At 68.5% G+C, this 24864-nt stretch carries 20 protein-coding genes, 2 tRNA genes and 1 pseudogene; 16 read left to right on the forward strand and 7 right to left on the reverse strand.

Annotated elements, in window-relative coordinates; translation table 11 throughout:
• The first annotated feature begins 50 nt into the window (after positions 1 to 50).
• A complete protein-coding gene (locus K8940_RS09425) occupies positions 51 to 488 on the forward strand; it encodes a VOC family protein (protein ID WP_223395010.1) in 438 nt (145 codons plus the stop codon).
• Between the two features lie 3 nt (positions 489 to 491).
• On the opposite strand, the gene K8940_RS09430 is transcribed toward K8940_RS09425, so the two are convergent.
• Positions 492 to 908 carry a hypothetical protein gene (locus tag K8940_RS09430; RefSeq protein ID WP_223395012.1) on the reverse strand — a complete coding sequence of 139 codons (417 nt, stop codon included), beginning with the start codon at positions 906 to 908 and terminating at the stop codon, positions 492 to 494.
• A 162-nt stretch (positions 909 to 1070) separates the two neighbouring features.
• Here K8940_RS09430 and K8940_RS09435 point away from each other — a divergent pair, with 162 nt between their 5' ends.
• The 3 genes from K8940_RS09435 to K8940_RS09445 all read left to right on the forward strand — a co-directional run bounded on the left by K8940_RS09435 (position 1071) and on the right by K8940_RS09445 (position 2301).
• Entirely contained in the window at positions 1071 to 1775 is a 705-nt protein-coding gene (locus K8940_RS09435; RefSeq protein WP_223395014.1) for a glutathione S-transferase N-terminal domain-containing protein, read from the forward strand.
• A gap of 219 nt (positions 1776 to 1994) precedes the next feature.
• Positions 1995 to 2069, forward strand: a tRNA-Asn gene (locus K8940_RS09440).
• Between the two features lie 157 nt (positions 2070 to 2226).
• A tRNA-Asn gene (locus tag K8940_RS09445) sits at positions 2227 to 2301 on the forward strand.
• 83 nt (positions 2302 to 2384) lie between these two features.
• On the opposite strand, the gene K8940_RS09450 is transcribed toward K8940_RS09445, so the two are convergent.
• The 3 genes from K8940_RS09450 to K8940_RS09460 all read right to left on the reverse strand — a co-directional run bounded on the left by K8940_RS09450 (position 2385) and on the right by K8940_RS09460 (position 5915).
• Positions 2385 to 4547: an amylo-alpha-1,6-glucosidase gene (locus K8940_RS09450; protein WP_223395016.1), complete on the reverse strand. Its 2163-nt coding sequence runs from the start codon at positions 4545 to 4547 to the stop codon at positions 2385 to 2387.
• A 20-nt stretch (positions 4548 to 4567) separates the two neighbouring features.
• On the reverse strand, positions 4568 to 5638 hold the full coding sequence (locus K8940_RS09455) for a glycosyltransferase family 4 protein (RefSeq protein WP_223395018.1): 1071 nt from the start codon (positions 5636 to 5638) through the stop codon (positions 4568 to 4570).
• A 97-nt stretch (positions 5639 to 5735) separates the two neighbouring features.
• The gene (locus K8940_RS09460; protein WP_223395020.1) at positions 5736 to 5915 is read right to left on the reverse strand and encodes a hypothetical protein; all 180 of its coding nucleotides are present in this window, start codon (positions 5913 to 5915) and stop codon (positions 5736 to 5738) included.
• Positions 5916 to 6211: 296 nt separating this feature from the next.
• On the opposite strand from K8940_RS09460, the gene K8940_RS09465 reads away from it, so the two are divergent.
• The 4 genes from K8940_RS09465 (at position 6212) to K8940_RS09480 (ending at position 11888) form a co-directional block, all read left to right on the forward strand.
• Positions 6212 to 6784 carry a protein-L-isoaspartate O-methyltransferase family protein gene (locus K8940_RS09465; RefSeq protein WP_223395022.1) on the forward strand — a complete coding sequence of 191 codons (573 nt, stop codon included), beginning with the start codon at positions 6212 to 6214 and terminating at the stop codon, positions 6782 to 6784.
• Between the two features lie 116 nt (positions 6785 to 6900).
• The gene (locus K8940_RS09470) at positions 6901 to 8367 is read left to right on the forward strand and encodes a TolC family outer membrane protein (protein ID WP_223395810.1); all 1467 of its coding nucleotides are present in this window, start codon (positions 6901 to 6903) and stop codon (positions 8365 to 8367) included.
• Between the two features lie 131 nt (positions 8368 to 8498).
• A complete protein-coding gene (locus tag K8940_RS09475) occupies positions 8499 to 9041 on the forward strand; it encodes a DUF2497 domain-containing protein (protein ID WP_223395024.1) in 543 nt (180 codons plus the stop codon).
• A gap of 126 nt (positions 9042 to 9167) precedes the next feature.
• Entirely contained in the window at positions 9168 to 11888 is a 2721-nt protein-coding gene (locus K8940_RS09480) for a valine--tRNA ligase (RefSeq protein ID WP_223395026.1), read from the forward strand.
• 57 nt (positions 11889 to 11945) lie between these two features.
• On the opposite strand, the gene K8940_RS09485 is transcribed toward K8940_RS09480, so the two are convergent.
• A complete protein-coding gene (locus K8940_RS09485; protein WP_223395028.1) occupies positions 11946 to 13181 on the reverse strand; it encodes a serine hydrolase domain-containing protein in 1236 nt (411 codons plus the stop codon).
• Positions 13182 to 13319: 138 nt separating this feature from the next.
• Here K8940_RS09485 and K8940_RS09490 point away from each other — a divergent pair, with 138 nt between their 5' ends.
• Together K8940_RS09490 and K8940_RS09495 are read left to right on the forward strand one after the other, a co-directional pair.
• The gene (locus tag K8940_RS09490; protein WP_223395030.1) at positions 13320 to 14714 is read left to right on the forward strand and encodes a serine hydrolase; all 1395 of its coding nucleotides are present in this window, start codon (positions 13320 to 13322) and stop codon (positions 14712 to 14714) included.
• Positions 14715 to 14845: 131 nt separating this feature from the next.
• Positions 14846 to 16597, forward strand: coding sequence for a class I adenylate-forming enzyme family protein (locus K8940_RS09495; protein WP_223395032.1), 1752 nt, complete (start codon positions 14846 to 14848; stop codon positions 16595 to 16597).
• Between the two features lie 58 nt (positions 16598 to 16655).
• Here K8940_RS09495 and K8940_RS09500 read toward each other — a convergent pair whose 3' ends face one another.
• The gene (locus K8940_RS09500) at positions 16656 to 18056 is read right to left on the reverse strand and encodes an amidase (protein WP_317847032.1); all 1401 of its coding nucleotides are present in this window, start codon (positions 18054 to 18056) and stop codon (positions 16656 to 16658) included.
• Between the two features lie 118 nt (positions 18057 to 18174).
• Here K8940_RS09500 and K8940_RS09505 point away from each other — a divergent pair, with 118 nt between their 5' ends.
• The gene (locus K8940_RS09505; RefSeq protein WP_223395034.1) at positions 18175 to 18918 is read left to right on the forward strand and encodes a TlyA family RNA methyltransferase; all 744 of its coding nucleotides are present in this window, start codon (positions 18175 to 18177) and stop codon (positions 18916 to 18918) included.
• Between the two features lie 36 nt (positions 18919 to 18954).
• On the opposite strand, the gene K8940_RS09510 is transcribed toward K8940_RS09505, so the two are convergent.
• Entirely contained in the window at positions 18955 to 19599 is a 645-nt protein-coding gene (locus K8940_RS09510; RefSeq protein WP_223395036.1) for a hypothetical protein, read from the reverse strand.
• Positions 19600 to 19758: 159 nt separating this feature from the next.
• On the opposite strand from K8940_RS09510, the gene K8940_RS09515 reads away from it, so the two are divergent.
• The 5 genes and pseudogenes from K8940_RS09515 (at position 19759) to K8940_RS09535 (ending at position 24809) form a co-directional block, all read left to right on the forward strand.
• Entirely contained in the window at positions 19759 to 21006 is a 1248-nt protein-coding gene (locus K8940_RS09515; protein WP_223395038.1) for a class I SAM-dependent RNA methyltransferase, read from the forward strand.
• A 7-nt stretch (positions 21007 to 21013) separates the two neighbouring features.
• A pseudogene (locus K8940_RS09520) lies at positions 21014 to 22071 on the forward strand (class I SAM-dependent methyltransferase).
• Positions 22072 to 22083: 12 nt separating this feature from the next.
• On the forward strand, positions 22084 to 23100 hold the full coding sequence (locus tag K8940_RS09525; protein ID WP_223395811.1) for an acyltransferase family protein: 1017 nt from the start codon (positions 22084 to 22086) through the stop codon (positions 23098 to 23100).
• 69 nt (positions 23101 to 23169) lie between these two features.
• Positions 23170 to 23553: a YciI family protein gene (locus K8940_RS09530; protein WP_223395040.1), complete on the forward strand. Its 384-nt coding sequence runs from the start codon at positions 23170 to 23172 to the stop codon at positions 23551 to 23553.
• Entirely contained in the window at positions 23550 to 24809 is a 1260-nt protein-coding gene (locus K8940_RS09535; protein WP_223395042.1) for an RNA polymerase sigma factor, read from the forward strand. The genes K8940_RS09530 and K8940_RS09535 overlap by 4 nt, the downstream gene beginning before the upstream one ends.
• The last annotated feature ends 55 nt before the right edge of the window (positions 24810 to 24864 follow it).

Consider the following 24864-nt stretch of genomic DNA (forward strand, 5'->3'; position numbering starts at 1 on the left):
GCGAGGCAGGGTCTATATCCGCCCCTGAACCTGGCCGAAGGAGTTCCGTCTTGCGCTATCTGCACACCATGGTCCGCGTCCGCGATCTGGACGCCTCGCTACGGTTCTACTGCGACGGCCTGGGGCTCCAGGAAGCCTACCGCATGGAGAATGAGAAGGGCCGCTTCACCCTGGTCTTCCTGGCCGCTCCCGAAGACGTCGAGCTGGCCAAGGAGCGCAAGGCGCCGCTGGTCGAGCTGACCTTCAACTGGGACGACGAAGAGTATCAGGGCGGCCGCAACTTCGGCCACCTGGCCTATCGCGTCGACGACATCTACGAGACCTGCCAGCGCCTGATGGACATGGGCGTGACGATCAACCGTCCGCCACGCGACGGTCACATGGCGTTCGTGCGCTCGCCGGACGGCATTTCGGTGGAGCTGTTGCAGGACGGCAGCCTGCCGGCCGCCGAGCCGTGGGCCTCGATGCCCAACACGGGCGCCTGGTAGGTCTTAGACCAGCCTGATGCGGGCCAGTTCCTGCAGGCGTCGCGCCGGGGCGTCGGAGATGGCGGCCCAGATCACCCGCGCCAGTTCGATCCGGTAGGCGGTGGCGTAGCCGGTGACGAACGGCGAGCGGGCGCCGGCCGTCTCCTTGTTCATCGCCTCAACCAGGGCCTGGCGCACATTGCGCGCCTGGGCGTCGTAGGAGCGTCCGGGCGCGGCGATCCTGCGGTCGATCTCCATGCCGGCATGGATGGCGGTCGCGACCAGGGCGGGGAGGGCGGAGAAGTCCGCATTGGCCACCGTGCGCATCAGGAAGCTGGGTTTGGTGGTGTCGGCGCCGATCTTCTCGTCGGTCAGCTCGAACTCCATCGCCGCCACGACGCGCTTCAAGGTTTCGGGCCAGTGATCGTCAGCGGTTGTCATTCCAGTTCCCCCGGGGCGCTCCGATAGCGGGGTTCGACGGGATGGAAAAGGCGATACCGGACACTGTCACCTATTTTGGGGGCAGGCGCGCTCTGGAAAATGCCGCCCCGAGACGCCAAATCCCCACGGCTCCGTTGGTGGAGCTCATGATGAGGCCCCCGCATGTCGGATCTGTCCGCTTTCCCGATCACCCAGCGCTGGCCGGCCCAGCATCCCGACAGGATCCAGCTCTATTCGCTGCCGACGCCCAACGGGGTGAAGGTGTCGATCATGCTGGAGGAGACGGGACTGCCGTACGAGCCGCACACGATCGACATCGGCAAGGACGATACCTGGGGGCCAGAGTTCCTGTCCCTGAACCCCAACGGCAAGATCCCGGCGATCATCGATCCCGACGGCCCGGGCGGCAAGCCGCTGGGCCTGTTCGAGTCGGGCGCGATCCTCGTCTACCTCGCCGAGAAGACGGGCAAGTTCATCCCCGCCGATCCGGCCGCGCGCTACGAGACCCTGCAATGGGTCTTCTTCCAGATGGCCGCCATCGGCCCGATGTTCGGCCAGCTCGGCTTCTTCCATAAGTTCGCGGGTCGGGAATACGAGGACAAGCGGCCGCTGCAGCGCTACGTGACGGAGTCCAAGCGCCTGCTGGGCGTTCTGGAGGGCCGTCTGGCCGATCGTCCGTGGATCATGGGCGAGGACTACACGATCGCCGACATCGCCAGCCTGGGCTGGGTGCGCAATCTCGTCGGCTTCTACGGCGCGGGTGAACTCGTGGACTGGGCCTCGCTCAAGCACGTGCCGCGCTGGCTGGAAGCGGGGCTGGCCCGCCCGGCCGTTCAGCGCGGTCTGGAGATCCCCAAGCGCCCCTGAACCGAGGGGTGCGGCGCCTGCGACCAATTGGCCAGGACGTTAAGAATTAAGGTCTGATTAACCATGATGGCCCGATTTTGCGGGCGTCTTCTTTTGAAGGCACCCCACCATCACTGACTTCCACAGCCCGGCCGCAAGCCGGGCTGTTTTTTTGGAATTAGGCGCTTGCATCGGCGGGGCGAGGCGGCTATCACGCGGCCTCTTCTGAGAGCGACCTGTTCCGCGGTAGCTCAGTGGTAGAGCAGCCGGCTGTTAACCGGCTGGTCGTAGGTTCGAATCCTACCCGCGGAGCCACTCGTTTCTTCTGTTCGCTCAGAAGCTTCATAGCATTTCTGACTCGGCGTTTGGCGGATCACGGCCGCGCGCTTTTGACCCAAGTGTCGACGACGACGCGGCTTGCATCGACTCGCGGCGGCGGCTATCACCCGGCCTCTTCTTGAGAGCGACCTGTTCCGCGGTAGCTCAGTGGTAGAGCAGCCGGCTGTTAACCGGCTGGTCGTAGGTTCGAATCCTACCCGCGGAGCCACTCTTCTTCAGACCCGCGCCAGGCTTTTGCGATCTTCGCAAGTCGAGGCCCGCTCGAAGACTTTTCCAGACCTTGGCTAGACCTTAGTCCCACGAGGGCTTCGCGCGGATGATCAGCGGTACGTCGCCTTCCGCGCGGACCGCGACCCGTTCACCCTGGCGTTCGAAGATCAGGTCCACGGCCGCCGCGCCCACGCGGAGATGTTCGACGCGCAGGCGGTCGATGCCGATCGGCAGGCGCGGATCCACCAGCGCGATCTCGCCGCGATTGGCGTCGATCGTGATGCCCAGGCACGCCTGCAGCATCATGAACACCGAGCCGGCCGCCCAGGCCTGGGGCAGGCAGGCGACCGGATAGGCCACCGGCGGCTCGCCAGGTGAGCGGGGGAAGCCGCAGAACAGCTCAGGCAGGCGCATGCCCATGCGGCTGGCGGTCTCGAAGAGGTCCGCCGTCAGCTTCACCACCCCGTCGCGCTCGCCGTACCTCGACAGGCCCATCACACACAGGGCGGTGTCGTGCGGCCAGACCGAACCGTTGTGGTAGCTGATCGGATTGAACCGCGCCTCGCCGGTGGCCAGGGTGCGCACGCCCCAGCCCGAGTTGAAGTTCGGCGCCAGCAGTTGATCGCTGACCTTGCGAGCCCTTTCGGGCGAGGGCAGGCCGCAGAACAGCAGGTGACCTGGATTGGACGACAGCACCCGGCACAGCTGGCCCTGGCCGTCGATGGCGATGCCGTAGAAGCCTCGCTCTTCCATCCAGAACAGCGTCTCGACCTTCTCGCGCAGCCGCTCGGCCTTCTGGCGCCAGATCGCCGCCTGGCCGATCTCACCCCGGCGCTCGGCCAGGCGCGCCATGCCGCGATAGGCCGCGAAGGCGTAGCCCTGCACCTCAACCAGGGCGATCGGCCCGGAAGGGTAGCGGCCGTCCGCGTGGAAAACGGAGTCCTCGCTGTCCTTCCAGCCCTGGTTCGAAAGGCCGCTGTCCTGGCCCCGGGCGTAGTCGATCAGGCCGTCGCCGTCGCTGTCGCCGTCGTTCTCGATCCAGTGCATGGCCCGCTCCAGCGCCGGCCACAGCTCGTCGATCAGCTTGTCGTCGCCGGTGCGAGCCTGGTAGGCGCCGGCCAGGGCCACGAACAGCGGCGTGGTGTCGACCCCGCCGTAGTAGCGGCCGAACGGCACCTCGCCCATGGCCGGCATCTCGCCCTTGCGGGTCTCGTGCATGATCTTGCCGGGGGCGCTGTCGCGGAAGGTGGAGCGCTCCTCGGCCTGATGGGCGGCCAGGTATCGGAGCACGCCGCGCGCCAGCGAGGGCTCGAACCACAGGATCTGCCAGGCGGTGATGATCGCGTCGCGGCCGAAGGCGGTCGAGAACCACGGGATGCCGGCATAGGGATAGGGGCCGGTCTCCATCCGGGTGGTCAGCAGGGCCAGGTCCGAGCGCGATTTGCCCAGCCACTCGTTGAACAGGCGGCCCGAGCTGTTCAGGCGCGCGCCGTGCCGGCGACGCGAGCGCATGTCCCAGCGCGCCCGGGCGGCGGCGTCGCGAAAGCGTTCGCGGCTGGGCGTGTGGCCGTCGGTGATGCCGATCTCGATATAAAGCTCCGTCTCGCCCTCGGCGTGCAGCGAGAACATGAACTCGGCCTTGTGCGGCGAGAGCCGGAACGGCGCGTCCGAGAACGCGATGAACGAGGCGCGCTCGACCCCGTCCAGGCCGATATAGCTGTAGCCCGCGCGCCGCCCGTCGACATGGGGCGGGCCCTTCACGCCGCGTTTGGCGCGATGGGTGCCGCGCACCTCGAACATGTCGCGGAAGTCGGCGTCGAACTCGATGGCCATCGGCAGCAGCACGGTGTCGCGGCTGTAGTTGACGCAACGAATGCGCTCGTACAGCCGCTCGCCCCACAGGAAGCGCTTGCGCTCGATATGCAGCACGCCCGGCGGCCCCATCGGCCCGCCTGGAAAGGGCAGGGCCTGATTGGTGCTGTTGCAGGTGAAGAAGACGTTGTCGTGCGCGACGGCCGCCGACAGCAGCGACGGCGCCCGGCCGCCCAGGCTCAGGCGATAGAACGACAGGATGCGGGTGTCGTTGTGAAAGAGGCCGTCGCCCTGACCCGCGATGTCGCCGAACTGGTCGGCGACGATGAAGGTGTCCTTGTCCTTGAGGGCGTAGAGATTCTGCGGCGCGCGGACTTCCGCCGTCACGCCGTAGTCGACCGGTGCGTCCAGCGCCGGCGCGAGATTCTCCATGGCCCCTCCTTTGGTGTCGTTCAGGCGCTTGCGGCCAGGTCGACGAGGGATGGGTAGACGGCGGCTCCGTCGCACAGCTTTTCGTAAAGCGCGACGTAGCGCCGAGCCATCGCCTCGGACGAGAACCTTGTGTCGAAACGCCGACGTACGAGGTTTCGATCCAAGGCGGTCGCGCGAATGATGGCTTCGGCGGCCTGATCGTCGTTGTCGACGATGAAGCCGGTGACGCCGTCGTCGATCACCTCGGGCACCGAGCCGCAGCGATAGGCCACCACCGGCGTCCCGCAGGCCATGGCCTCGATCATCACCAGGCCGAAGGGCTCGGGCCAGTCGATCGGGAAAAGCAGGGCCTCGGCCCCGCCCAGGAAGGCCGACTTCTCATGGTCGCCGATCTCACCGACGAACTCGATCAGCGGGTCGGCCAGCAGCGGCTCGATCGTGGTCTCGAAATAGGCGCGGTCGGCGGGGTCGACCTTGGCGGCGAGCCGCAGGCGCTTGCCCAGGCGCTTGGCCAGCATGATCGCCCGGTCCGGCCGCTTTTCGGGCGAGATGCGGCCCAGGAAGGCCAGATAGCCGTCGCTCTTCTCGGAGAACCTGTAGAGGTCCGCGTTCATGCCGTGGTGGACCGTGCCGGCCCAGTTGGCGAAGGGCAGGGGGCGGCGCTGGTCGTCGCTGATCGAGACCAGCGGAAACTGGGGCCAGCGCTTGTAGACGGCGGGCAGGTCCTTCAGGTCCAGGCGGCCGTGCAGAGTGGTCAGGGTCCGCTCGGCCCGATCGGCGAAGAACGGGAACTGCACCATGTCGGTGTGGAAGTGGATGACGTCGAACGCGTCGGCCATCGCCCGCACCTCGGCGATCTGGGCCAGGTGGGCGGCCAGGTCGGACTTCAGGGGTGCGGGATCCAGGCGGATGGCCTGGTCACGGGTGGCGACCAGCCGGGCCTTGGTGTGGGCGTCGGCGCTGGCGAACAGCGTGACCTCATGGCCCAGATCGACGAGGGCGTCGGTCAGATGCGCGACGACGCGCTCGGTTCCGCCATACAGACGTGGCGGAACGGCCTCGTAAAGGGGAGTGACCTGAGCGATCTTCATGGGCGGACCTTGAGCGAGGGAACTGGACGCGGCGCTGGTCCGCCTCAAATCAGTTCCGTCGATCGCGATTGGTTCCGCCGAACGCCTTCTTGCGGCCTTATTGCTGACTGGTGCGCCGTTCCAGGCGCTCTAGTCGCTCGCGTTCCTGCCGCTCGTCGCGCTTGCGTCGTCGATACCGGCTGTAGACCTTGCGGGCCACGGCATCGAGGCGCGGCAGGAAATAGATCACAATGAGGGCGCAGATCGCGGCCGCGATCACAACTGGCGCGCTGAACATGGCAGTTCCCCTGAAGCCTACAGTTAGGGCTTCCCCCCCCTAAACCGGCGGTCGCACCGCCGATAATCAATCATTCACCATAAGGCTCAGCTGATCAATCGATGTTGTGTGACAGTGGGGGTCACTACTTCTGATGATCGCCCTTTGGTCTTTTCACCCATGGGTTCGCAAGTCGATGACGCTTTTTAGGCCTTCGCGAGGCCATTGGCGGGCAAGCGCGGCTTGGGATCGCATTGCGTTTCGGCGACGGGCGGACCTATAAGCCTGCTCGAAAGTCCAGTCCTTCGAGGGATTCCATGAGCACCGACTTCGCCGCCGCGCGGCTGAACATGGTCGAGAGCCAAATTCGCACCGCCGACGTCACCGATCTGCCGCTGCAGGACGCGCTGCGCGTCGTGGCGCGCGAGGCGGTTGTCCCGACTTCGAAGGCCTATCTGGCCTATGCCGACGCCGACATCGAATACGCGCCCGGCCGTTGGCTGCTGCGTCCGCGCGAGGTGGGCAAGCTCCTGCAGGTCCTGAAGGCCCGCGAAGGCGAGAAGGCCCTGGCCATCGCCGCGCCCTACGCGGCCGCCGTCCTGGAAAAGATGGGCCTGGCGGTCACCCGCCTGGAAGGCGACGACCTGAAGGCCGTGCCGGCCGGCTCCTACGACGTGATCATCTGCGAAGGCGCCGTGGCGCTGGCGCCCAAGGCCTGGCAGGACGCCTTGGCCGTCGGCGGCCGCCTGGGCGTGATCGAGCGCACCGGCCCGGTGGGCCGCGCGACCATCTATCTGCGCGCCGAGGACGGCGTGGGCCGCCGCCAGGCCTTCGACGCCTCGCCCCCCGTGCTGGCGGGCTTCGAGGCCGAGGCCGGTTTCAGTTTCTAGACCGCAACGCCGCCGCAACGTCTGCGTGAAAAAAGCTTAACTGGCGGCGTCTGGCGGTCCGCCTTACACGCGATCATATTGTGGCAGGGCGCGAACTTCGCGTGATTGGGGATAGAATCTTGATGTCGAACCGTCGACGGGCCGGATTGCTGGCCGCCGCTTGCAGCGCTGGCCTGATGGTCGGCGTGTTTTCCGCTGCGCCCCTTTCGACGGTAAGGGCCGAGACCCTGGCCGACGCGATCGCCCTGGCTTACCAGACCAACCCGACCCTGCAGCAGCAGCGCGCCAGCGCCCGGATCACGGACGAGGGCGTGGTCCAGGCCAAGACCGGCTTCCGTCCGACCGTCGGCGGCGAGCTGGACGTCACGGGGTCGAACACCAACCCGCCCGGCTCGGGTCCCAACACGAAGATCTCGGGCAGCAGCGCGACGGTCTCGATCAGCCAGCCGCTCTATACGGGCGGTCGCGCCAGCGCCAATCTCAGCGCCGCCGAGGCCGACGTGCTGTCGTCCCGCGAGACGCTGCGTTCGGTCGAGCAGAGCGTGCTGGTCAATGTCGTCCAGGCCTATGTCGACGTCCGCCGCGACCAGGAACGCCTGCGCATCGCCAAGGAGAACGTCGCGGTCCTGCAGCGCCAGCTGGATGAATCCAACGCCCGCTTCGACGTAGGCGAGATCACCCGCACCGACGTGGCCCAATCCCAAGCCCGCCTGGCCGCAGCCAAGGCCGGCCTGTCGGGCGCCCAGGCCCAGCTGGAAGTCAGCCGCGCCGGCTACGCCGCCACCGTCGGCCAGACGCCCAGCGAGCTGGCCCCGGAACCGACCCTGGCCGGCCTGCTGCCGGGTTCGGTCGACCAGGCCTTCGAGGCCGCCCAGACCACCAACCCGGGCGTGACCTCGGCCAAGTACAATGAGCAGGCCGCCGCCGCCCGCGTGGCCGTGGCCAAGGCCGGCTACCGTCCGACCGTCTCGGCGCGCGCCGGCCTTGGCTACGCCGCCGACCGCACCGGCGGCGCCGGCAGCCAGTTCGACGACTACAGCCGCACCGTCTCGGGCGCGATCACGGCTTCGGTGCCGATCTTCACCGGCGGCCTGACGACCTCGCAGGTCCGCGCCGCCAACGAACGCGAGAACGCCGCCCGCAGCGCCACCGAAGGCGCCAAGCGCACGGCGATCCAGCAGGTCTCGAACGCCTGGAGCAATCTCCTGGCCTCGCGCGCCCAACTGGTCTCGAACGAGGAGCAGGTCCGCGCCACCCGCATCGCCTTCGAGGGCGTGCGCCAGGAGAAGCAGGTCGGCCTGCGCACGACCCTGGACGTGCTGAACGCCCAGCTGGAGTTGTCGAACGCCGAGCTGGCCCTGGTTGGCGCCCGCCGCGACGAATATGTGGCCAGCGCCGTCGTGCTGCAGGCCATGGGCCAGCTGGACGTCTCCAAGCTGTCGTCGACCACGACGGCCTACGATCCGAAGACGTCCTACGACCGCGTGACGCACAGCGTGGGCTGGGTGCCGTGGGAGCCGGTCGTCCAGGCGATCGACAAGGTCGGCGCGCCCTCGACCAAGCCGCAGGGCGGATCTAAGTAGGACAAGCGCCCGCGTCGATTTCGCCCAGGCGCGGACTTGCGCTTGCTTAACACGCGTAAGTCTGCACCATCGCGGACGAAGCGCGTCCTAGAGCGCGCAAGGATTCGTACCTCTTTACGACGGCTTCGCACATGTCCGATCAGAGCTCTCAAGAACCGACGATGGAGGAGATCCTCGCCTCCATCCGACGCATCATCTCTGAGGATGATGCGCCGGCGGAGCCGGCTGCCGAGGCCGCGCCCGAGCCGGAACTGGAAGCCGAGCCCGAGCCGGAACCGGAGCCCATCGAGGAAGACGTCCTCGAGCTGACCGATCCGATCGCGCCCGAGCCGGAGCCGGAACCCGAGCTGCCGCCGCTCGAGACGGTCGGCGACATCGACGTCTATTCGCCGCCGCCGCCCGAGCCGGAACCGGCGCCCGCGTCGCCGCCGATCTTCGATCGCGACGAAGTGGCCGACAACCTGGTCGGCGACACCGCCGCCTCGGCCGCCGCCAGCGCCTTCGGCAGCCTGAGCTCGGCCCTGCTGATGCCCAAGGACGGCCGCACTCTGGAAGACGTCGTGCGCGAGCTGCTGCGCCCGCTGCTCAAGGAGTGGCTGGACCAGAACCTGCCGCGCATCGTCGAGACCAAGGTCGAGGAAGAGGTACAGCGCATCGCTCGCGGTCGCGGCTAGGCTCTTCCGAGACCCGGAAAATCGAGGCGGTCGCCGTGGCGGCCGCCTTTTTCGTTGCGAAATACCTCAGAAAACCAAGGCCCGGCGGTTTCGCGCCGGGGCCGCAGATGGCATATCCGCTCCGCCATGCTCGATAAGACCTTCGATCCCAAATCCGTCGAACCTCGCCTGTACGCCGCCTGGGAGGCCTCCGGGGCCTTCAAGCCCAGCGAGGACCCCAGCGCCGAACCGTTCGTCATCGTCATCCCGCCGCCGAACGTGACGGGCTCGCTGCACATCGGCCACGCGCTGAACAACACGCTGCAGGACGTGCTGACCCGCTTCCACCGCATGCGCGGCAAGGCCGCCCTGTGGCTGCCGGGCACCGACCACGCGGGCATCGCGACCCAGATGGTCGTCGAGCGTCAGTTGGCGGCCCAAGGTAACATCGGCCGGCGCGACATGGGCCGCGAGGCCTTCGTCGACAAGGTCTGGGAATGGAAGGCCGAGAGCGGCGGGGCCATCACCAACCAGCTGCGCCGCCTGGGCGCCAGCTGCGACTGGTCGCGCGAGCGCTTCACCCTGGACGAAGGCCTGTCGGCCGCTGTTCGCAAGGTGTTCGTCCAGCTCTACAAGCAGAACCTGCTTTATCGCGACAAGCGCCTGGTCAACTGGGACCCGCAGTTCCAGACCGCCATCTCCGACCTCGAGGTCGAGCAGAAGGAGGTCGACGGCGCCTACTGGCACTTCGCCTATCCGCTGGCCGACGGCGTCACCTACCAGCACCCGATCGCCTTCGATGACGAGGGTAAGCCGACCGAGTTCGAGACCCGCGACTACATCGTCGTGGCGACCACGCGTCCGGAGACGATGCTGGGCGACACCGGCGTGGCGGTTCACCCTGACGACGAGCGCTACAAGGGCCTGGTCGGCAAGTTCGTGAATCTGCCGATCGTCGGCCGCCGCATCCCGATCGTCGCCGACGACTACGCCGACCCGACCAAGGGCTCGGGCGCGGTGAAGATCACGCCCGCGCACGACTTCAACGACTTCGGCGTCGGCAAGCGCGCCGGCCTGGAGGCGATCAACATCCTGACGCCCGAGGCCAAGCTGAATGACTCGGTTCCGGCCGAGTTCGTCGGCCTGGACCGCTTCGTCGCGCGCAAGGCCATCGTCGCCCGCGCCGAGGAAGAGGGCTGGCTGAAGGAGATCGAGAAGACCAAGCACATGGTCCCGCACGGCGACCGTTCGGGCGTGGTCATCGAGCCGTTCCTGACCGACCAGTGGTACGTCGACGCCAAGACCCTGGCTCAACCGGCCCTGAAGGCCGTCGAGAACGGCGACACGGTCTTCGAACCCCGCCACTGGGAGAAGACCTACTTCGAATGGCTGCGCAACATCGAGCCGTGGTGCGTCTCGCGCCAGCTGTGGTGGGGCCACCGCATCCCGGCCTGGTTCGGCCCGGAAGGCGCGATCTTCGTCGAAGAGACGGAAGAGGCCGCCTACGCCGCCGCCAAGGCCCAGTTCGGCGAGAACGTCGTCCTGACCCAGGACGAAGACGTCCTCGACACCTGGTTCAGCTCGGCCCTGTGGCCGTTCTCGACCCTGGGGTGGCCGGAAAAGACCGCCGACCTGGCCCGGTTCTACCCGACCAGCACCCTGGTCACCGGCTTCGACATCATCTTCTTCTGGGTCGCCCGGATGATGATGATGGGCATCCACTTCATGGGCGAAGTCCCGTTCAAGCAGGTGTTCATCAACGCCCTCGTCCGTGACGAGAAGGGCGCCAAGATGAGCAAGTCCAAGGGCAACGTGATGGATCCGTTGATCCTGATCGACGAACTGGGCTGCGACGCGGTGCGCTTCACCATGACGGCGATGTCGGGCCAGGCGCGCGACATCAAGCTCTCCAAGCAGCGCATCGAGGGCTATCGCAACTTCGGCACCAAGCTGTGGAACGCTTCGCGCTTCGCCCAGATGAACGAGTGCGTGCGCGTCGAGGGCTTCGATCCCGCGACCGTGCAGCAGCCGATCAACAAGTGGATCCGCGGCGAGACGGTCAAGACGGTCGCCGAGGTCACCAAGGCCCTGGAAGCCCCGTCGTTCGACGAGGCCGCCGGCGCCCTGTACCGCTTCGTCTGGAACGTCTTCTGCGACTGGTACCTGGAGCTGGCCAAGCCGATCCTGAACGGCGATGACGCGGCGGCCAAGGCCGAGACCCGCGCCACCGCCGCCTGGGCGCTGGACGTGATCCTCAAGCTTCTGCATCCGGTGATGCCGTTCATCACCGAGGAGCTGTGGGAGAAGACCGCCGAGTTCGGCCCGGCCCGCGACAGCATGCTGATCTCGGCCCAGTGGCCGGACCTGCCGGAAGGCTGGATCGACCCCGAGGCCGAGGCCGAGATCGGCTGGCTGGTCGAAACCGTCGGCGAGATCCGCTCGATCCGCGCCGAGATGAACGTGCCGCCGTCGGCCAAGCCGGCGCTCAGCGTCGTCGGCGCCAGCGCCGAGACCAAGGCGCGCCTGGCCCGTCACCGCGACCTGCTGCTGACCCTGGCCCGGCTGGATAGCGTCCGCGAAGCTGAAACCCCTCCGACGGGCTCGGTCCCGATCGTGATGGGCGAAGCGACCGGCGCCCTGGCCATCGCCGACTTCATCGACCTGGCCGCCGAGAAGGCGCGCTTGACCAAGGAAATCGCCGGCCACGTCGGCGAGATCGAGAAGGTCGGCAAGAAGCTCGGCAACCCCGACTTCCTGGCCCGCGCCAAGGAAGAGGTCGTCGAGGAGAACCGCGAGCGCCTCGCCGAAGCCGAAGCCGCCAAGGCCAAGCTCGAAGCGGCGCTGAGCCGTCTGGAGTCGGTGGGCTAGGGGCTCATCGCAGCGAATAGGGAAGGGCGGCGTCTCCTCGAGAGCGCCGCCCTTTTCTTATTTGGCGTAGACCGCGTCGCGCAGTTCGCGGGTCACCTGGCCGTTCATGCCTTCGAAGGCGGTGTTGGACATCAGCACCACGGTGAGTCCGTTCTTCGGATCGACGAACCAGTTGTGGCCGTAGACGCCGCCCCAGGCCAGGGTTCCCGCGCCTTGCGGGGTCTTGGCCAGCGCCGGATCGTCCAGCACCGCCCAGCCATAGCCGAAGCCCCAGCCGGGCCCTTGCGTCGCCGCCTGCGGGCCGACCTGGTCCTTGGTCATCTCGGCGACCGTCGCGCCCTTCAGGATCGGCGCGCCGCCCTTGCGGAGGGCCTCCAGCAGAGCCAGCACGTCGCCGGCCTTGCCGACCATGCCGGCGCCGCCGGACGGGAATTCCTCGGCGTGGGTCGCGCGGCTAGGCGCGAAGCGGACGAAGGTCGGACCGATCGGGACGTCCTGGTTGTCGGTCATCCGCGTCGGCGCCGGCTGGGCGTTGGCGTATGGCGTGGCCAGGCGGGCGGCGTCCTTGGCGACGAAGCCGGCGTCCTTCAGGCCCAACGGGGTCGTGACCGTCTCGGCCACCACCTCGGGCAGGGTCTTGCCCGCGGCTTTCTCGACGACGTCGCCCAGCACGTCGATGGCCACCGAGTAGCGCCACTTCGAGCCCGGCGGAAAGGCCAGCGGGGCCTGGCCGATGCGGCGGACGTTCTCGTCCAGGCTGATCCCCGACAGGTCGATGCCGTCCGAGACGCCCAGCGCGTGGTACGGGTGCGACGGCCCCTCGGCCAGGCCGTAGGTCAGGCCGGCGGTGTGGGTCAGCAACTGGTGGATGGTGATGACGGGCGTCGTCCCGCTGGCCAGCTTCGGCTTGAAGTCCGGCAGGTAGGCGGTCACCGGATCGTCCAGCCGGACCTTGCCCTGCTCGACCAGGCGCATGATGGCGGCGCTGACGAACGGCTTGGTCACCGACGAGAAGCGGAAGACGGCGTCTTCGGTCATCGGCCGGCCCGCCTCGCGGTCGGCCAGGCCGGCGGCGCGGTGATAGACCAGCTTGCCGTCGCGGGCGACCAGCACCACCACGCCCACCAGCCGCTGCTCGGCGATGGCTCGGTCCAGCACGCCGTCGATCCGAGCCTTTAGCGCCGCGTCCGGCGCCGGGGCGAGGGTGTCCGCCCGGGACGCGGCGAGGGCGACGGCGGGCGCCGTCAGGGCCAGGCCCAGCGCGACGGCCAGCGGCTTCATCCAGGTGCGCATCACGACTCCCTTGTCTTGTCGGTCCTGGATTTGAGCAATGCCGCGCGGTTCGCAAGGGGCTTGCGACATGACCAAGGATTAACTGGGCCAGGGCGCGCCCGGCTGGTCTTCTCCCGCCACGTATCAGGGGGCGTGAACGTGAGAGTTTTGGGTCTGGGACTTCTAGCGCTGGGCCTGGCGGTCGCGAGCGCCCGGGCCGCGCCGGATCCGGTCGAGCACGCCGACGCCATCGTCCGCCGCGCCATGGCCGAGCAGCATATCCCGGGCCTGCAGATCGCCGTCGTGAAGGACAGCAAGATCGTCATGTCCCGCGCTTACGGCGTGGCCAATCTCGCCAAACGGACAGCGGTGACGCCGGATACGGTCTTTCCGATCAACTCGATCACCAAGGCCTTCACCGGTGTGGCCGCTATGCGCGAGGTCGAGGCGGGGAGGCTGGATCTCTCCAAACCGATCGGAAGTTACGTCGCCGATCTGCCGGAGAGTTGGTGCGGGATCGAGGTCCGCCGCCTGCTCAGCCATACCTCGGGCCTGCCGGACTTCGACGACAGCGACGGCGACGGGGCGGCCGCCTGGAGCGCCACCCTGGCCAAGCCGATCCGGTTCCCGCCCGGTCAGCGGTTCGACTACAACCAGACCAACTACGCGCTCGTGCAGATGGCCATCAATGGCCTGCGCGGGAGGCCGCGCGACGCGACCCTGGCCGACGAGCAGTTCGCCTTGGCCGGCATGAGCCATAGCGGCCATGGCGACACCCGCGACGCGAGGCCCGGGCGAGTGGTGTCCTACGGCTATCGCCAGGCCACGCCCGACCAGCCTGTCGTTAGGACCGAGATCTTCTCACCGCTGCATCGCGCGGCGGCCGGCATGAACAGCACCGCAGACGACATGGCCAGGTGGTTGATCGCCTTGCAGCGGGGCAAGCTGCTGGGGTCCGCCGCCCGCCAGGCGATGTGGACGCCCGTGGCCTTCACCAGCGGCCAGAACGGCCAATGGGGCATGGGTTGGCTGGTCCTGGATCGTCCGGCGCATCGCGCGGTGGCCATGACGGGCGGCAGCCGCTCGGCGGTCTATCTCTATCCGGACGACAAGGTCGGGGTGGTGATCCTGACCAACCTGGCCGGTTCGACGCCCGAGGACCTGGTCGACGAGATCGCCCAGGGCTTCATTCCCGGCATGACCTTGACCGGCGTTCCCGCCCTGCGCGCGGCTTTGACCGGACAGGAGGGGGCCGATCCGTCGGCGAGCGTCGCCGCCTTCCGCGCCGCCCATCCCGGCTTCGGGGCCGACGAGCACGCGCTGAACGACTGGGGCTATCGCCTGCTGGCCTTCGGCAAGCCGCGCTCGGCCCTGGCGGTGCTGAAACTGACGGCCGACCTCTATCCGGCCAGCGGCAACGCCTTCGACAGCCTGGGCGAGGCCTACGCCACCAACGGCGACAAGGCGTCGGCGATCGACGCCTATCGCAGGTCGCTGGCCCTGGATCCCTCGAACAAGAACGCCGAGGCCTGGTTGAAGCGGCTCGAAAAATGAGCTGGGCGGGGTTGTAACTTATCAATGTTCTCCTAGCGTCAAACGGACGTTTGCATCCAGCTTCGGCCTGTGCTCTGTCTTCACCGAACGCGCTCGCTCAACAAGGCGCGACACCGTACCGGGAGAGTGAAATGACCCAGGCCGCCCCCAAGCTCGCGCCGTGGCCCGCGATGTCCGTCCAGCAAGCCTATGCGCTGATCACCGCGCCCGGCACACCCGGCGAGATGGAGGAGGTGGAGATCCGGGGGGTGAAGACCCGCACCTGGAAGAACGCCCCGCCCACCTTGCGCGACACCGTCGCCTTCGGCCGCGCCCATGGCGACAAGACCTTCCTGGTCCACGAGGACGAGCGGGTCAGCTTCGAGGCCTTCTACCGCGCCGTGACCCATATGGCGGCTGAACTGGAAGCCTTCGGCGTCCAGAAGGGCGACCGGGTCGCCATCGTGATGCGCAACCTGCCGGAATGGCCGGTGGCCTTCTACGGCGCGCTGTCGCTGGGGGCGATCGTCACGCCGCTGAACGCCTGGTGGACCGGGGCGGAGCTGGAATACGGGCTGGTCGATTCCGGGGCCAAGGTCGCCATCGTCGACGTCGAGCGCTACGAGCGCCTGACCGAACATCTCCATAACTGCCCGGACTTGCAGCGGGTCTATGTCAGCCGCTCGCCCGAGGAGATCTCCCATCCGTACGTGATCCATCTGGAGAGCGTGATCGGCGGGGCCAACGACTGGGCCAAGCTGGAGGAGAAGCCGCTGCCGACCGTGGCCATCGCCCCGGACGACGACGCGACGATCTTCTACACGTCGGGCACCACGGGTAAGCCGAAGGGCGCCATCGGCACCCACCGCAACATCAACAGCAACATCTTCGCCGCCGCCGCCGCCGGCGCGCGCAGCTTCCTGCGACGGGGCGAGGCGCCGCCCCAGCCCGATCCCAGCCTGCCGCAGAAGGGCTCGCTGATCTCGGTGCCATTCTTCCACGCCACCGGTTGTTTCGCCGTGTTGAACCCCTCGCTGTTCGCCGGCGCCAAGCTGGCCATGATCCGCAAGTGGGATCCGGACAAGGCGATGCAGCTGATCCAGGACGAGCGCCTGACCCAGATGGGCGGCGTGCCGACCATCGCCTGGCAGATCATCGAGCATCCCAACCGCGAGAAGTACGACCTGTCGTCGATCGAAGCCGTGGCCTATGGCGGCGCGCCGTCGGCGCCGGAGTTGGTCCGCAAGATCAAGGAGGTCTGGCCCAAGTCCTCGCCCGGCAACGGCTGGGGCATGACCGAGACCTCGGCCACGGCCACCTCGAACTCGGCCGAGGACTACGAGAACCGTCCCGACAGCTGCGGTCCCGCCGTGCCGGTCACCGACCTGAAGATCATGACCGTCGAGGCGCCGTACCGCGAACTGCCGATCGGCGACGTTGGCGAGCTGTGGTGCAAGGGCCCGCAGGTCGTGCGCGGCTACTGGAACAAGCCCGAGGCCACCGCCCAGACCTTCATCGACGGCTGGGTGCGTACGGGCGACCTGGCGCGCCTGGACGCCGAGGGCTTCTGCTTCATCATCGACCGCGCCAAGGACATGCTGATCCGGGGCGGTGAGAACATCTACTGCATCGAGGTCGAGAACTGCCTCTACGACCACCCGGCGGTGATGGACGCGGCCCTGGTCGGCATCCCCCACAAGACCCTCGGCGAGGAGCCGGCCGCCGTGGTCACCCTGAAGCCGGGCGCCGAGGCCAGCGAAGCCGAACTGCGCGCCTTCGTCGCCGATCGCCTGGCGGCCTTCAAGGTGCCGGTGAAGGTGGTGTTCTGGCACGAGACCTTGCCGCGCAACGCCAATGGCAAGATCATGAAGAACGAACTGAAGAAGGTGTTCGTCGAGGGCTGACGCCTTCGCGACCGGACAAGAGGCAAGGGCCCGCATCGCGTGATGCGGGCCCTTTTCGCTAGGCGCTGACCGGCGGCTGGCGATGAGCCCACGGCTGGGCCTCTTCCAGCTGGTAGGCCAGCTGGAACAGCAGGGCCTCGCCGCCCGCGCGGCCGGACAGCTGAACGCCTACCGGCAGCCCGTCCGGGGTCCAGTGCAGCGGCACGCTCATGGACGGCGCGCCGGCGACGTTCTGGACCGGTGTGTAGCCGACATAGCTGTTCAGTCGCGCCTGCAGCTCCGGGAACGGCACCCACCCCGCGACATGGCCCAGAGCGACCGGCGGCTGGCCCAGCACCGGCGACAGGATGACGTCGTAGGTCGTCAGCCACGTGTCGTAGGTCTTCATGTCGTCGTTCAAGCGGGCGAGGGCGCCGGGCAGGACGTCCGGCGGCAGCTGACCGACCAGCTCGGCCATGGCCAGGCTGAAGGGCTCCAGCACCTCGGCGTCGGGCTTGCGGCCCAGGGCCTGGCCGATGGCGGCGACCAGCTCGGCCGCGCCGCTGGCCCACAGCACCGTGAAGTCGAAGCCGAAGCGGGCGCCGTCCATCGGCAAGGCCGTCGGTTCGACCGCGTGGCCCAGGCTCTCCAGCAGCCTGGCGGCGTTCTCGACGGCGGCGCGCACCTCCGGATCGGGCGCCTGACCGCCGCCGGTGTTCATGACGAGGCCGATCTTCAAGGACCTGTTCAGCGGCTCGGAGACCATGCCGACCGGCTTGAACGGCGCGTCGGCGTCGGTGCGCTCGGTGGCCGCGAAGATGGCCGCGGAGTCGCGGACGCTGCGCGACACCACGTGCGAGACCGAAAGGTCTATGGCCCAGGTGCTGGGACGGTTCGGCAGCATGCGGCCGCGCGAGGGCTTGAGGCCGAAGAGGCCGCAGTTCGACGACGGGATGCGAATGGAGCCGCCGCCGTCGCTGGCGTGGGCGACCGGGACCATGCCGGACGCCACGGCCGCGGCCGCGCCGCCGGACGAGCCGCCCGAGGAGCGGTCGAGGTTCCAGGGATTGTGGGTCGGCGGGAAGCCCATCGGCTCGGTGGTGGGCAGGAAGCCGTATTCCGGCGTCGCGGACTTGCCGATCGTCACCAGGCCGGCGGCGTCGAAGGCGTCGATATAGGGCGTCTGCTCGGTGTCAGGGGCGGCCCCCAGCATGCCGCGTGAGCCGTAGTAGGTGGGCAGGCCCTTGTAGGGATCCAGGTCCTTGACCAGGAACGGGACGCCGGCGAACGGGCCCGAGAGGCGACCCGTCCTGGCCTTGTCCAGCGCGCGATCATAGTCGGTGGTGACGATCGCGCCGATCCTGGGCTCCAGGGCCTGCGCCTTGCGGATGGCGTCCTCGACGACCTCGACGGCGCTGACCTCCTTGCGACGGATGCGGGCGGCAAGTTCGGTGGCGTCGGGCGTCCAGGGTGTGGTCATTCATCTCTTCCCTTGGGCCGGCGTCTGGCGCGCCGGTGATCGATGTTCAGTTGAACCCGAAGAGACCTGGGCCGCAACCCCATGCTAGAGGGCGGAGCAAGGGTTTCGAGGAGGCCGCGTGGCCAGGAAACGGATCGATCAACTGCTCGTCGAGCGAGGCGTCTTCGACAGCCGCGCCAAGGCCCGCGCGGCCGTGGAGGCGGGGCTTGTCGTGGTCGCCGGCAAGGTGATCGCCAAGCCCGCCGAGGCGGTCGACGTGGACGCCGAGATCGTCGCCCAGGCCGCTCATCCGTGGGTGGGCCGGGGCGCGCTGAAGCTGGTGCATGCCCTCGACCTCTGGCCGGTCGGGGTCGAGGGACGCGTGGCGATCGACGTGGGCGCGTCCACGGGCGGCTTCACCGAGGTGATGCTGTCGCGCGGCGCGGCGAAGGTGTTCGCGGTCGATGTCGGCCGCGATCAGCTGCACGTCCGGCTGAAGACCGATCCGCGCGTGGTCGACCTGTCCGGCGTCGACGCCCGGGCGCTGGACGTGGCCCTGATCCCGACGCGGCCCCAGTTGGTCGTCAGCGACGTCAGCTTCATCTCACTGACCAAGGCCCTGCCGGCGGCGCTGGATTTGGCGGAGTTGGGAGCCGACCTCGTCGCGCTGATCAAGCCGCAGTTCGAGGCTGGCCGCGAGCACATCGGCAAGGGCGGTCTGCTGAAGGATCCCGAGGTCATCGCCCGGGTCGAGCGCGAGATCGTCGACTTCCTGGAAGCGTCCGGCTGGTCGGTGCGGGGCTTGGCCGAAAGCCCGATCACCGGCGGCGAGGGCCAGGTCGAGCGGCTGGTCTGGGCGCAAAAGAAATCGGCCGCCCGCTAGGGACGGCCGATCGTCTACCACAAGGTGCTTCGAAACTTAGTCGACGACCTGGTACTTGCCATTGGCGTCCGGGCAGACGCGCACGAAGCGCTTCTGGACGCGACCGTCCGGCAGGTAGATCGGGCTTTCGGCCAGGGTGCAGCCGTTGACATCGGCCTGGCCGGCGCGATCGGCCACGCGGTAACCTTCGCGACGCTCGTAGGTGTGTTCGTAGTAGCTGTCGCGATCGGCGTCTCGGCGGGCGTCTTCGTACGAGCTGGAGCGATAGTCGCGATCGACGCTGTCGTTGTAGGCCGACGGCGGCGGGGGAGGCGGCGGGGGCGGCGCGCGACCGGGTGTGCAGGCGGCCGAGTTCTTGCCGATGCTCGAGCCGATCACCGCGCCCAGCAGGCCGCCCAGGACCGCACCCTCGGTGCGGGCGCCGTTGGCGGCGACGCCGCTGCCGATCGCCGCGCCGATACCGGCGCCGGCCAGGCCGCCGCCCGTGCCGCGCTGCGTCGTCGAGCGCTGGCAGGGGTCGTAGTAGTAGCCCTGACGATCGTAGGCGCCGCTGTAGCTGGAAGAGCCATAGGCCTGGGCCGAGGCCAGGGTCGGCGACAGCACGCCGCAGACGAGGGCGGCGGTGACGCCCAGCACGGTCTTCATCTTGGTGATCCTGCTCTTGGTGGCGGTCATGGTCATGAGAGAGCTTGTCTTTTTAGGGGCGGCCTTCGCCGCCACGCCCATCCGTGGATCTAGGAATGGCGCAGCCAACATGAATGGCGGCTGACCGAGATATTCAGCTTCGATCGCCCGCATAGAATTTCCTCGGGCGCGCCGTTTTTGGGGTATGGACGGCCGATGCAAGAACTGACGATCAACGCGGTCGGCGCTCAGGGCGACGGTCTCTCCCGCCTCGGCGACGGCAAGCCGGCCTTCGTGCCTCTCACCCTGCCCGGCGAGACGGTGCTGGCGCATATGGATGGCGCGCGCGCCGAGATCGCCGAGATCCTGACCGCCAGTCCCGACCGGGTCGAGCCGGTCTGCAGGCATTTCGGCGCGTGTGGCGGCTGCGCCCTGCAGCACTGGGCCGCCGAGCCCTATCGCGCCTGGAAGGCCGAGCAGATCCGCATCCAGCTGTCGATGGAGGGCCTGGAGACCGAGATTCTACCGACCTTCGCCGCGCCGCCGGCTTCGCGCCGCCGCGTGGCGCTGCACGCTCGCAAGGGCGGCAAGGGGCAGGGCGCGCGCCTGGGCTTCAAGGAGCGTCGCTCCTGGAACCTCGTGCCGATCGAGGAATGTCCCGTCACCGATCCGCGTCTGGTGGCGGCCTTTCCCGCGCTGGCCCGGCTGGCCGAGCCGTTCCTGGAGCATCCGAAGTCGGCGCCGACCCTGCATGTCACCATGACCGGCACGGGCCTGGACATCGACGTCACCGGCGTCGAGCGCAAGAGCGGCGGTCTGTCGGCCGACGCCCGCATGCGCGCCGCCATGGCGGCCAGCGAAGGCGACTTCGCGCGCGTCACCCTGGCCGGTGAGATCGTCTACGGCGCGCGCCAGCCGCTGGTGAAGCTGGGCCCGGCTGTCGTCGCCCTGCCGCCGGGCGCCTTCCTGCAGGCCGTGCCGGCCGCCGAGCGGGCCATGGTCGACTTCGCCGTCGCCGAAGCGCAGGGCGCGAGCCGGATCGCTGATCTCTATTGCGGCGTCGGCACCTTCACCTTCCGCCTGGCCGAGGTCGGTTCGGTCCACGCCGCCGAGATGAACCCCCAGGCCATCGCCGCCCTGAAGGCCGCGATCGGCGCGACGCCCGGCCTCAAGCCGATCACCGCCGAGGCCCGCGACCTGGTCAAGCGTCCGGTGCTGAGCACTGAGCTGGCCAAGACCGACGTCGTGGTCATCGACCCGCCCCGCGCCGGCGCCGCCGAGCAGACGGTCGAAATCGCCAAGTCCAAGGTCGCCAAGGTCGTCGGCGTATCCTGCAACCCCGGCACCTTCGCCAAGGACGCCCGCGCCCTGGTCGACGCCGGCTTCCGGCTGGAGAAGGTGCTGCCCGTGGACCAGTTCGTCTGGTCGCCCCATATTGAACTGGTCGGTGTCTTCACGCGATGAGGCCAGGATGGACGAGCGACGCACGAGGACGGCCTTCGCGCTCGACGCCGTAGGCCAGCGGGCCAGGGCCGCGGTGAAGGCGGCGTGGTGGACGGCCACCGGTTCGCTGGCGCGGTCCCTGACCCAGCCCGCCAAGGGGGAGCAGGCGCGCAGCTTCTCGCCCCGCTCCGCGCCGACGGTGAAGGCCAGCCTGCGCCGCGCCTATCTGGAGGCCTTCGAGAAGGACGCGCGCGACGTGGCGGCGGGACTCTATCCCGCCGTCGAGGAGGGCTTGGTCCGTCCCTCGGCTGCCGTGCGCGAAGCCGCCGACTTCATCGCCGACGCCTTCGAGGTCGACCAGCGCCGTCGGCGGGGCGACGGCGTCGAGGTGCGCGGCGAGGTCAATGGCCAAGCTTATCCAAGCTATTATCGCCAGAACTTCCACTTCCAGTCTGGCGGCTGGTTCACGCCGGAAAGCGCCCGCCGCTACGACGCCCAGGTCGAGGCGCTGTTCTCCGGCACGGCCGGGGCGATGCGCCGCCGCGGCCTGTCGCTGCTGGCGAGGCATTGGCGTGGCCGCGACCATCGCGACGCCAGGATCCTCGACGTGGCCTGTGGTTCGGGCGCGTTCCTCAAGGACCTGAAGGCGGCGTTCCCGCGCGCGGCGATCGCCGGCCTGGACCTCTCCGAGCCCTATCTGGCGCGGGCGCGCAAACAGGCTGGCGCCGGCGGGATCAAGGCCAATGCCGAGGCCTTGCCGTTCGCGGATTCGTCATTGGATGCGGTGACTTGCGTCTATCTCCTCCACGAACTTCCGCCGCGCGTCCGGCCCGTGGTGGCCGCCAGTTTGGCGCGGGTTCTCAAGCCTGGCGGCGTGCTGGTCGTGGTCGACTCGATCCAGCCGACCGACGCGCCGGACCTGGCCCGATTGCTGGAGGCCTTCCCGGTCTATTTCCACGAGCCATATACGGCAGCTACGCCGAGACCGATCTGCCGGCCCTGTTCGCCGGCGCGGGGCTGCGGCTGATCGGCGAGGATCGCGCCTTCCTGACCAAGGCCTTGCTGCTGGAGAAACCCGTCGGCTAAGCAAGGGTGGGGATCGAGGGCGGCGGTTTGCAGGCGTATCAGGCGGGACGACGGTACGAGACGCTGGACGGCCTGCGCGGCGTCGCGGCGATCGGCGTCATGCTCTACCACATCGGCAGCTGGACCGGCCGCGCCTGGCTGATCCCGCACGGCTACCTGGCCGTCGACTTCTTCTTCTGTCTGTCGGGGTTCGTCCTGGCCCACGCCTATGGGCGGCGCGAGATCGACTGGCTGGGCTTCATGCGCCAGCGACTGATCCGGCTGTGGCCGCTGATCGCGCTGACCATGCTGGCCGGCGCGACGGTGATCATCGAGCATCGCGAGCGCGTGCCGGGGTGGCTGGGCTTGGGGCTCCTGATGATCCCGCGCGTCTGGGTCGACGGCAGCGGTTTCTCGCCGCTTTTCCCTTTGAATCCGCCGGCCTGGTCGCTGTTCTTCGAGTTGGTCGTCGGTGCGGCCTGGTTCCCGATCCGGCGGCTGGGCGTGATGGGCCATGTGCTGATGCTCGTGCTGCTGGTCCCGGTCATGGCCTATGTCGCGCATGGCATGGGCGGGGTGCTGACCGGCTGGGATCGCGGGACCTTCGTGATCAGCTTCCTGAGGACGATCTTCGCCTTCCTGCTGGGTTGGGGCTGCTATCGCGTCCAGGCGTTCACCGACCTGACGGTCCCCGCCTGGGTCCTGGCGGCCGTCCTGTTCGCCATCTTGGCTTTCCCGTGGACGTCGTTGAATTGGCTCTATGATTTCATCTGCGTGAGCGTGGTCTTTCCGCTGATGGTGCTGGCCGGGCGGCGCGATCCCGACGGCGTCCAGGGCGTGTTGTGCCGCGTCTCCGGCGCGATCTCGTATCCGCTGTACGCCCTGCACTGGCTGGGCTGGGAGCTGATGCTGAGGCTGTTTCGGGCGATCGGCGGCAAGGGCTATCCGATCGGCTTCGTCCTGGTCGCGATCCCGGTCGTCGTGCTCTTCGCCTGGACGGTGCTGAAGCTCTATGACGAGCCGGTCCGCCGCCGCCTGCGAGCGCTCTAAAAAATCCTCGGCCCGATGTCGGATGCGGGCATAGTTCACCGTCCTTGGAACGGAGAAAGAGGATCGCCCATGCTCTACGCCATACTCTGCTACAACGACGAGGACGTGATCTGCGGCTGGTCCAAGGAGCACGAGGACGGCGTCATGGAGAAGCTGGGCGTCGTCCAGGAGAGGTTGGCCAAGGAGGGGCGCCTGGGCCCGGTCGCCCGCCTGATGCCGACCACGGCCGCCACGACCCTGCGCAAGGATCGCGAGCCGCCGCTGGTGCTGGACGGGCCGTTCGCCGAGACCAAGGAGCAGTTGCTGGGCTTCTACGTCGTCGACTGCGAGTCGCTGGACGGCGCGCTCGACATCGCCAAGGACCTGGGCAAGGCCAATCCTGGCGGCTCGTACGAGATCCGGCCGATCGCGCTGTTCATGCCCGGCGAGCCCAAGGAGGCCGTCGGCGCGTGACCGATCTGGGTTGGATCGAGGGGGCGATCACCGCCGCTCGGCCACAGGCCATGGCGGCGCTGTTGCGCTATTTCCGCGACATGGACGCGGCTGAGGAAGCGTTCCAGGACGCCTGCCTGCGCGCCCTGAAGAGTTGGCCCAAGAACGGTCCGCCCCGCGATCCGACCGCCTGGCTGATCATGGTCGGCCGCAACGCCGCCATCGACGCCGTCCGCAAGACCAGCCGCGAGACCGTCCTACCGCCCGAGGATCTGCTGTCCGACCTGGAGGACGCTGAAGCCGAGGCGGCCGAGCGGCTGGACGGTTCGCACTATCGCGACGACGTCCTGCGCTTGCTGTTCATCTGCTGCCATCCGGACCTGCCGGCGACCCAGCAGATCGCCCTGGCTTTGCGGATCGTCTCCGGGTTGTCGGTCAAGGAGATCGCCCGCGCCTTCGTGGTCGGCGAGGCGGCGATGGAGCAGAGGATCACCCGCGCCAAGGCCCGCATCGGCGCGGGCGACGCGCCGTTCGAGGCGCCGGGACCCATCGAGCGCGCCGAGCGCTTCGCGGCCGTGGCGGCGATGATCTACCTGGTCTTCAACGAGGGCTATTCGGCCAGCGGCAAGGCGCTCGAGGCCAAGGGCGGCCTCTGCGACGAGGCCATCCGCCTGGCGCGGTTGCTGCTGCGCCTGTTCCCGGCCGAGCCGGAGATGATGGGGCTGACGGCGCTACTTCTGCTGCAGCACGCCCGCTCGGAGGCCCGTTTCACCGCTGACGGCCAGGCGATCCTGCTGGAGGATCAGGACAGAAGCCTCTGGAATCGCAAGATGATCGGCGAAGGGCTGGCCTTGATCGACAAGGCGCTGCTGAAGCGCGCGCCAGGGCCCTACCAAGTCCAATCCGCCATCGCGGCCATGCACGCCCGCGCCATCCGGCCAGAGGACACCGACTGGGCCGGCATCGACGCGCTCTACGCGGCGCTTGAGATCATGCAGCCCTCGCCGGTGGTGACCCTGAACCGCGCGGTGGCGACGGCCAAGGTGCGCGGCCCCGAGGCGGCCCTGGCGATGATCGAGCCGCTGGGCGCGCGCCTGGACGGCTACTTCCACTTCCACGGCGCGCGGGGCGCCTTCCTGCTGCAGGCCGGCCACAAGGACCAGGCGCGCCAGGCCTTCGACCGGGCGATCGCGCTCGCCAACACCGCCGCCGAGGCGGCCAGTATCCGCCAGTACCTGGACCGCGTGACCGCCGAGGCGGAAAAATCCGCGAGCTAGTGTCGGACGTCGGGCGTCTCGCGCGTCCTTGCGTGGAAGCCGCGAAGGGCGGTCA

Origin of the sequence: Caulobacter segnis (assembly GCF_019931575.1) — a bacterium.
Lineage (GTDB): Bacteria > Pseudomonadota > Alphaproteobacteria > Caulobacterales > Caulobacteraceae > Caulobacter > Caulobacter segnis_C.

Coding starts and splice junctions, on each gene's coding strand:
- K8940_RS09460 (WP_223395020.1), bottom strand. CDS start 5,915: ATGTTCAGCGCGCCAGTTGTGATCGCGGCCGCGATCTGCGCCCTCATT.
- K8940_RS09485 (WP_223395028.1), bottom strand. CDS start 13,181: ATGCGCACCTGGATGAAGCCGCTGGCCGTCGCGCTGGGCCTGGCCCTG.
- K8940_RS09500 (WP_317847032.1), bottom strand. CDS start 18,056: ATGACCACACCCTGGACGCCCGACGCCACCGAACTTGCCGCCCGCATC.
- K8940_RS09450 (WP_223395016.1), bottom strand. CDS start 4,547: ATGGAGAATCTCGCGCCGGCGCTGGACGCACCGGTCGACTACGGCGTG.
- K8940_RS09435 (WP_223395014.1), top strand. CDS start 1,071: ATGTCGGATCTGTCCGCTTTCCCGATCACCCAGCGCTGGCCGGCCCAG.
- K8940_RS09475 (WP_223395024.1), top strand. CDS start 8,499: ATGTCCGATCAGAGCTCTCAAGAACCGACGATGGAGGAGATCCTCGCC.
- K8940_RS09480 (WP_223395026.1), top strand. CDS start 9,168: ATGCTCGATAAGACCTTCGATCCCAAATCCGTCGAACCTCGCCTGTAC.
- K8940_RS09455 (WP_223395018.1), bottom strand. CDS start 5,638: ATGAAGATCGCTCAGGTCACTCCCCTTTACGAGGCCGTTCCGCCACGT.
- K8940_RS09510 (WP_223395036.1), bottom strand. CDS start 19,599: ATGACCATGACCGCCACCAAGAGCAGGATCACCAAGATGAAGACCGTG.
- K8940_RS09465 (WP_223395022.1), top strand. CDS start 6,212: ATGAGCACCGACTTCGCCGCCGCGCGGCTGAACATGGTCGAGAGCCAA.
- K8940_RS09515 (WP_223395038.1), top strand. CDS start 19,759: ATGCAAGAACTGACGATCAACGCGGTCGGCGCTCAGGGCGACGGTCTC.
- K8940_RS09430 (WP_223395012.1), bottom strand. CDS start 908: ATGACAACCGCTGACGATCACTGGCCCGAAACCTTGAAGCGCGTCGTG.
- K8940_RS09530 (WP_223395040.1), top strand. CDS start 23,170: ATGCTCTACGCCATACTCTGCTACAACGACGAGGACGTGATCTGCGGC.
- K8940_RS09495 (WP_223395032.1), top strand. CDS start 14,846: ATGACCCAGGCCGCCCCCAAGCTCGCGCCGTGGCCCGCGATGTCCGTC.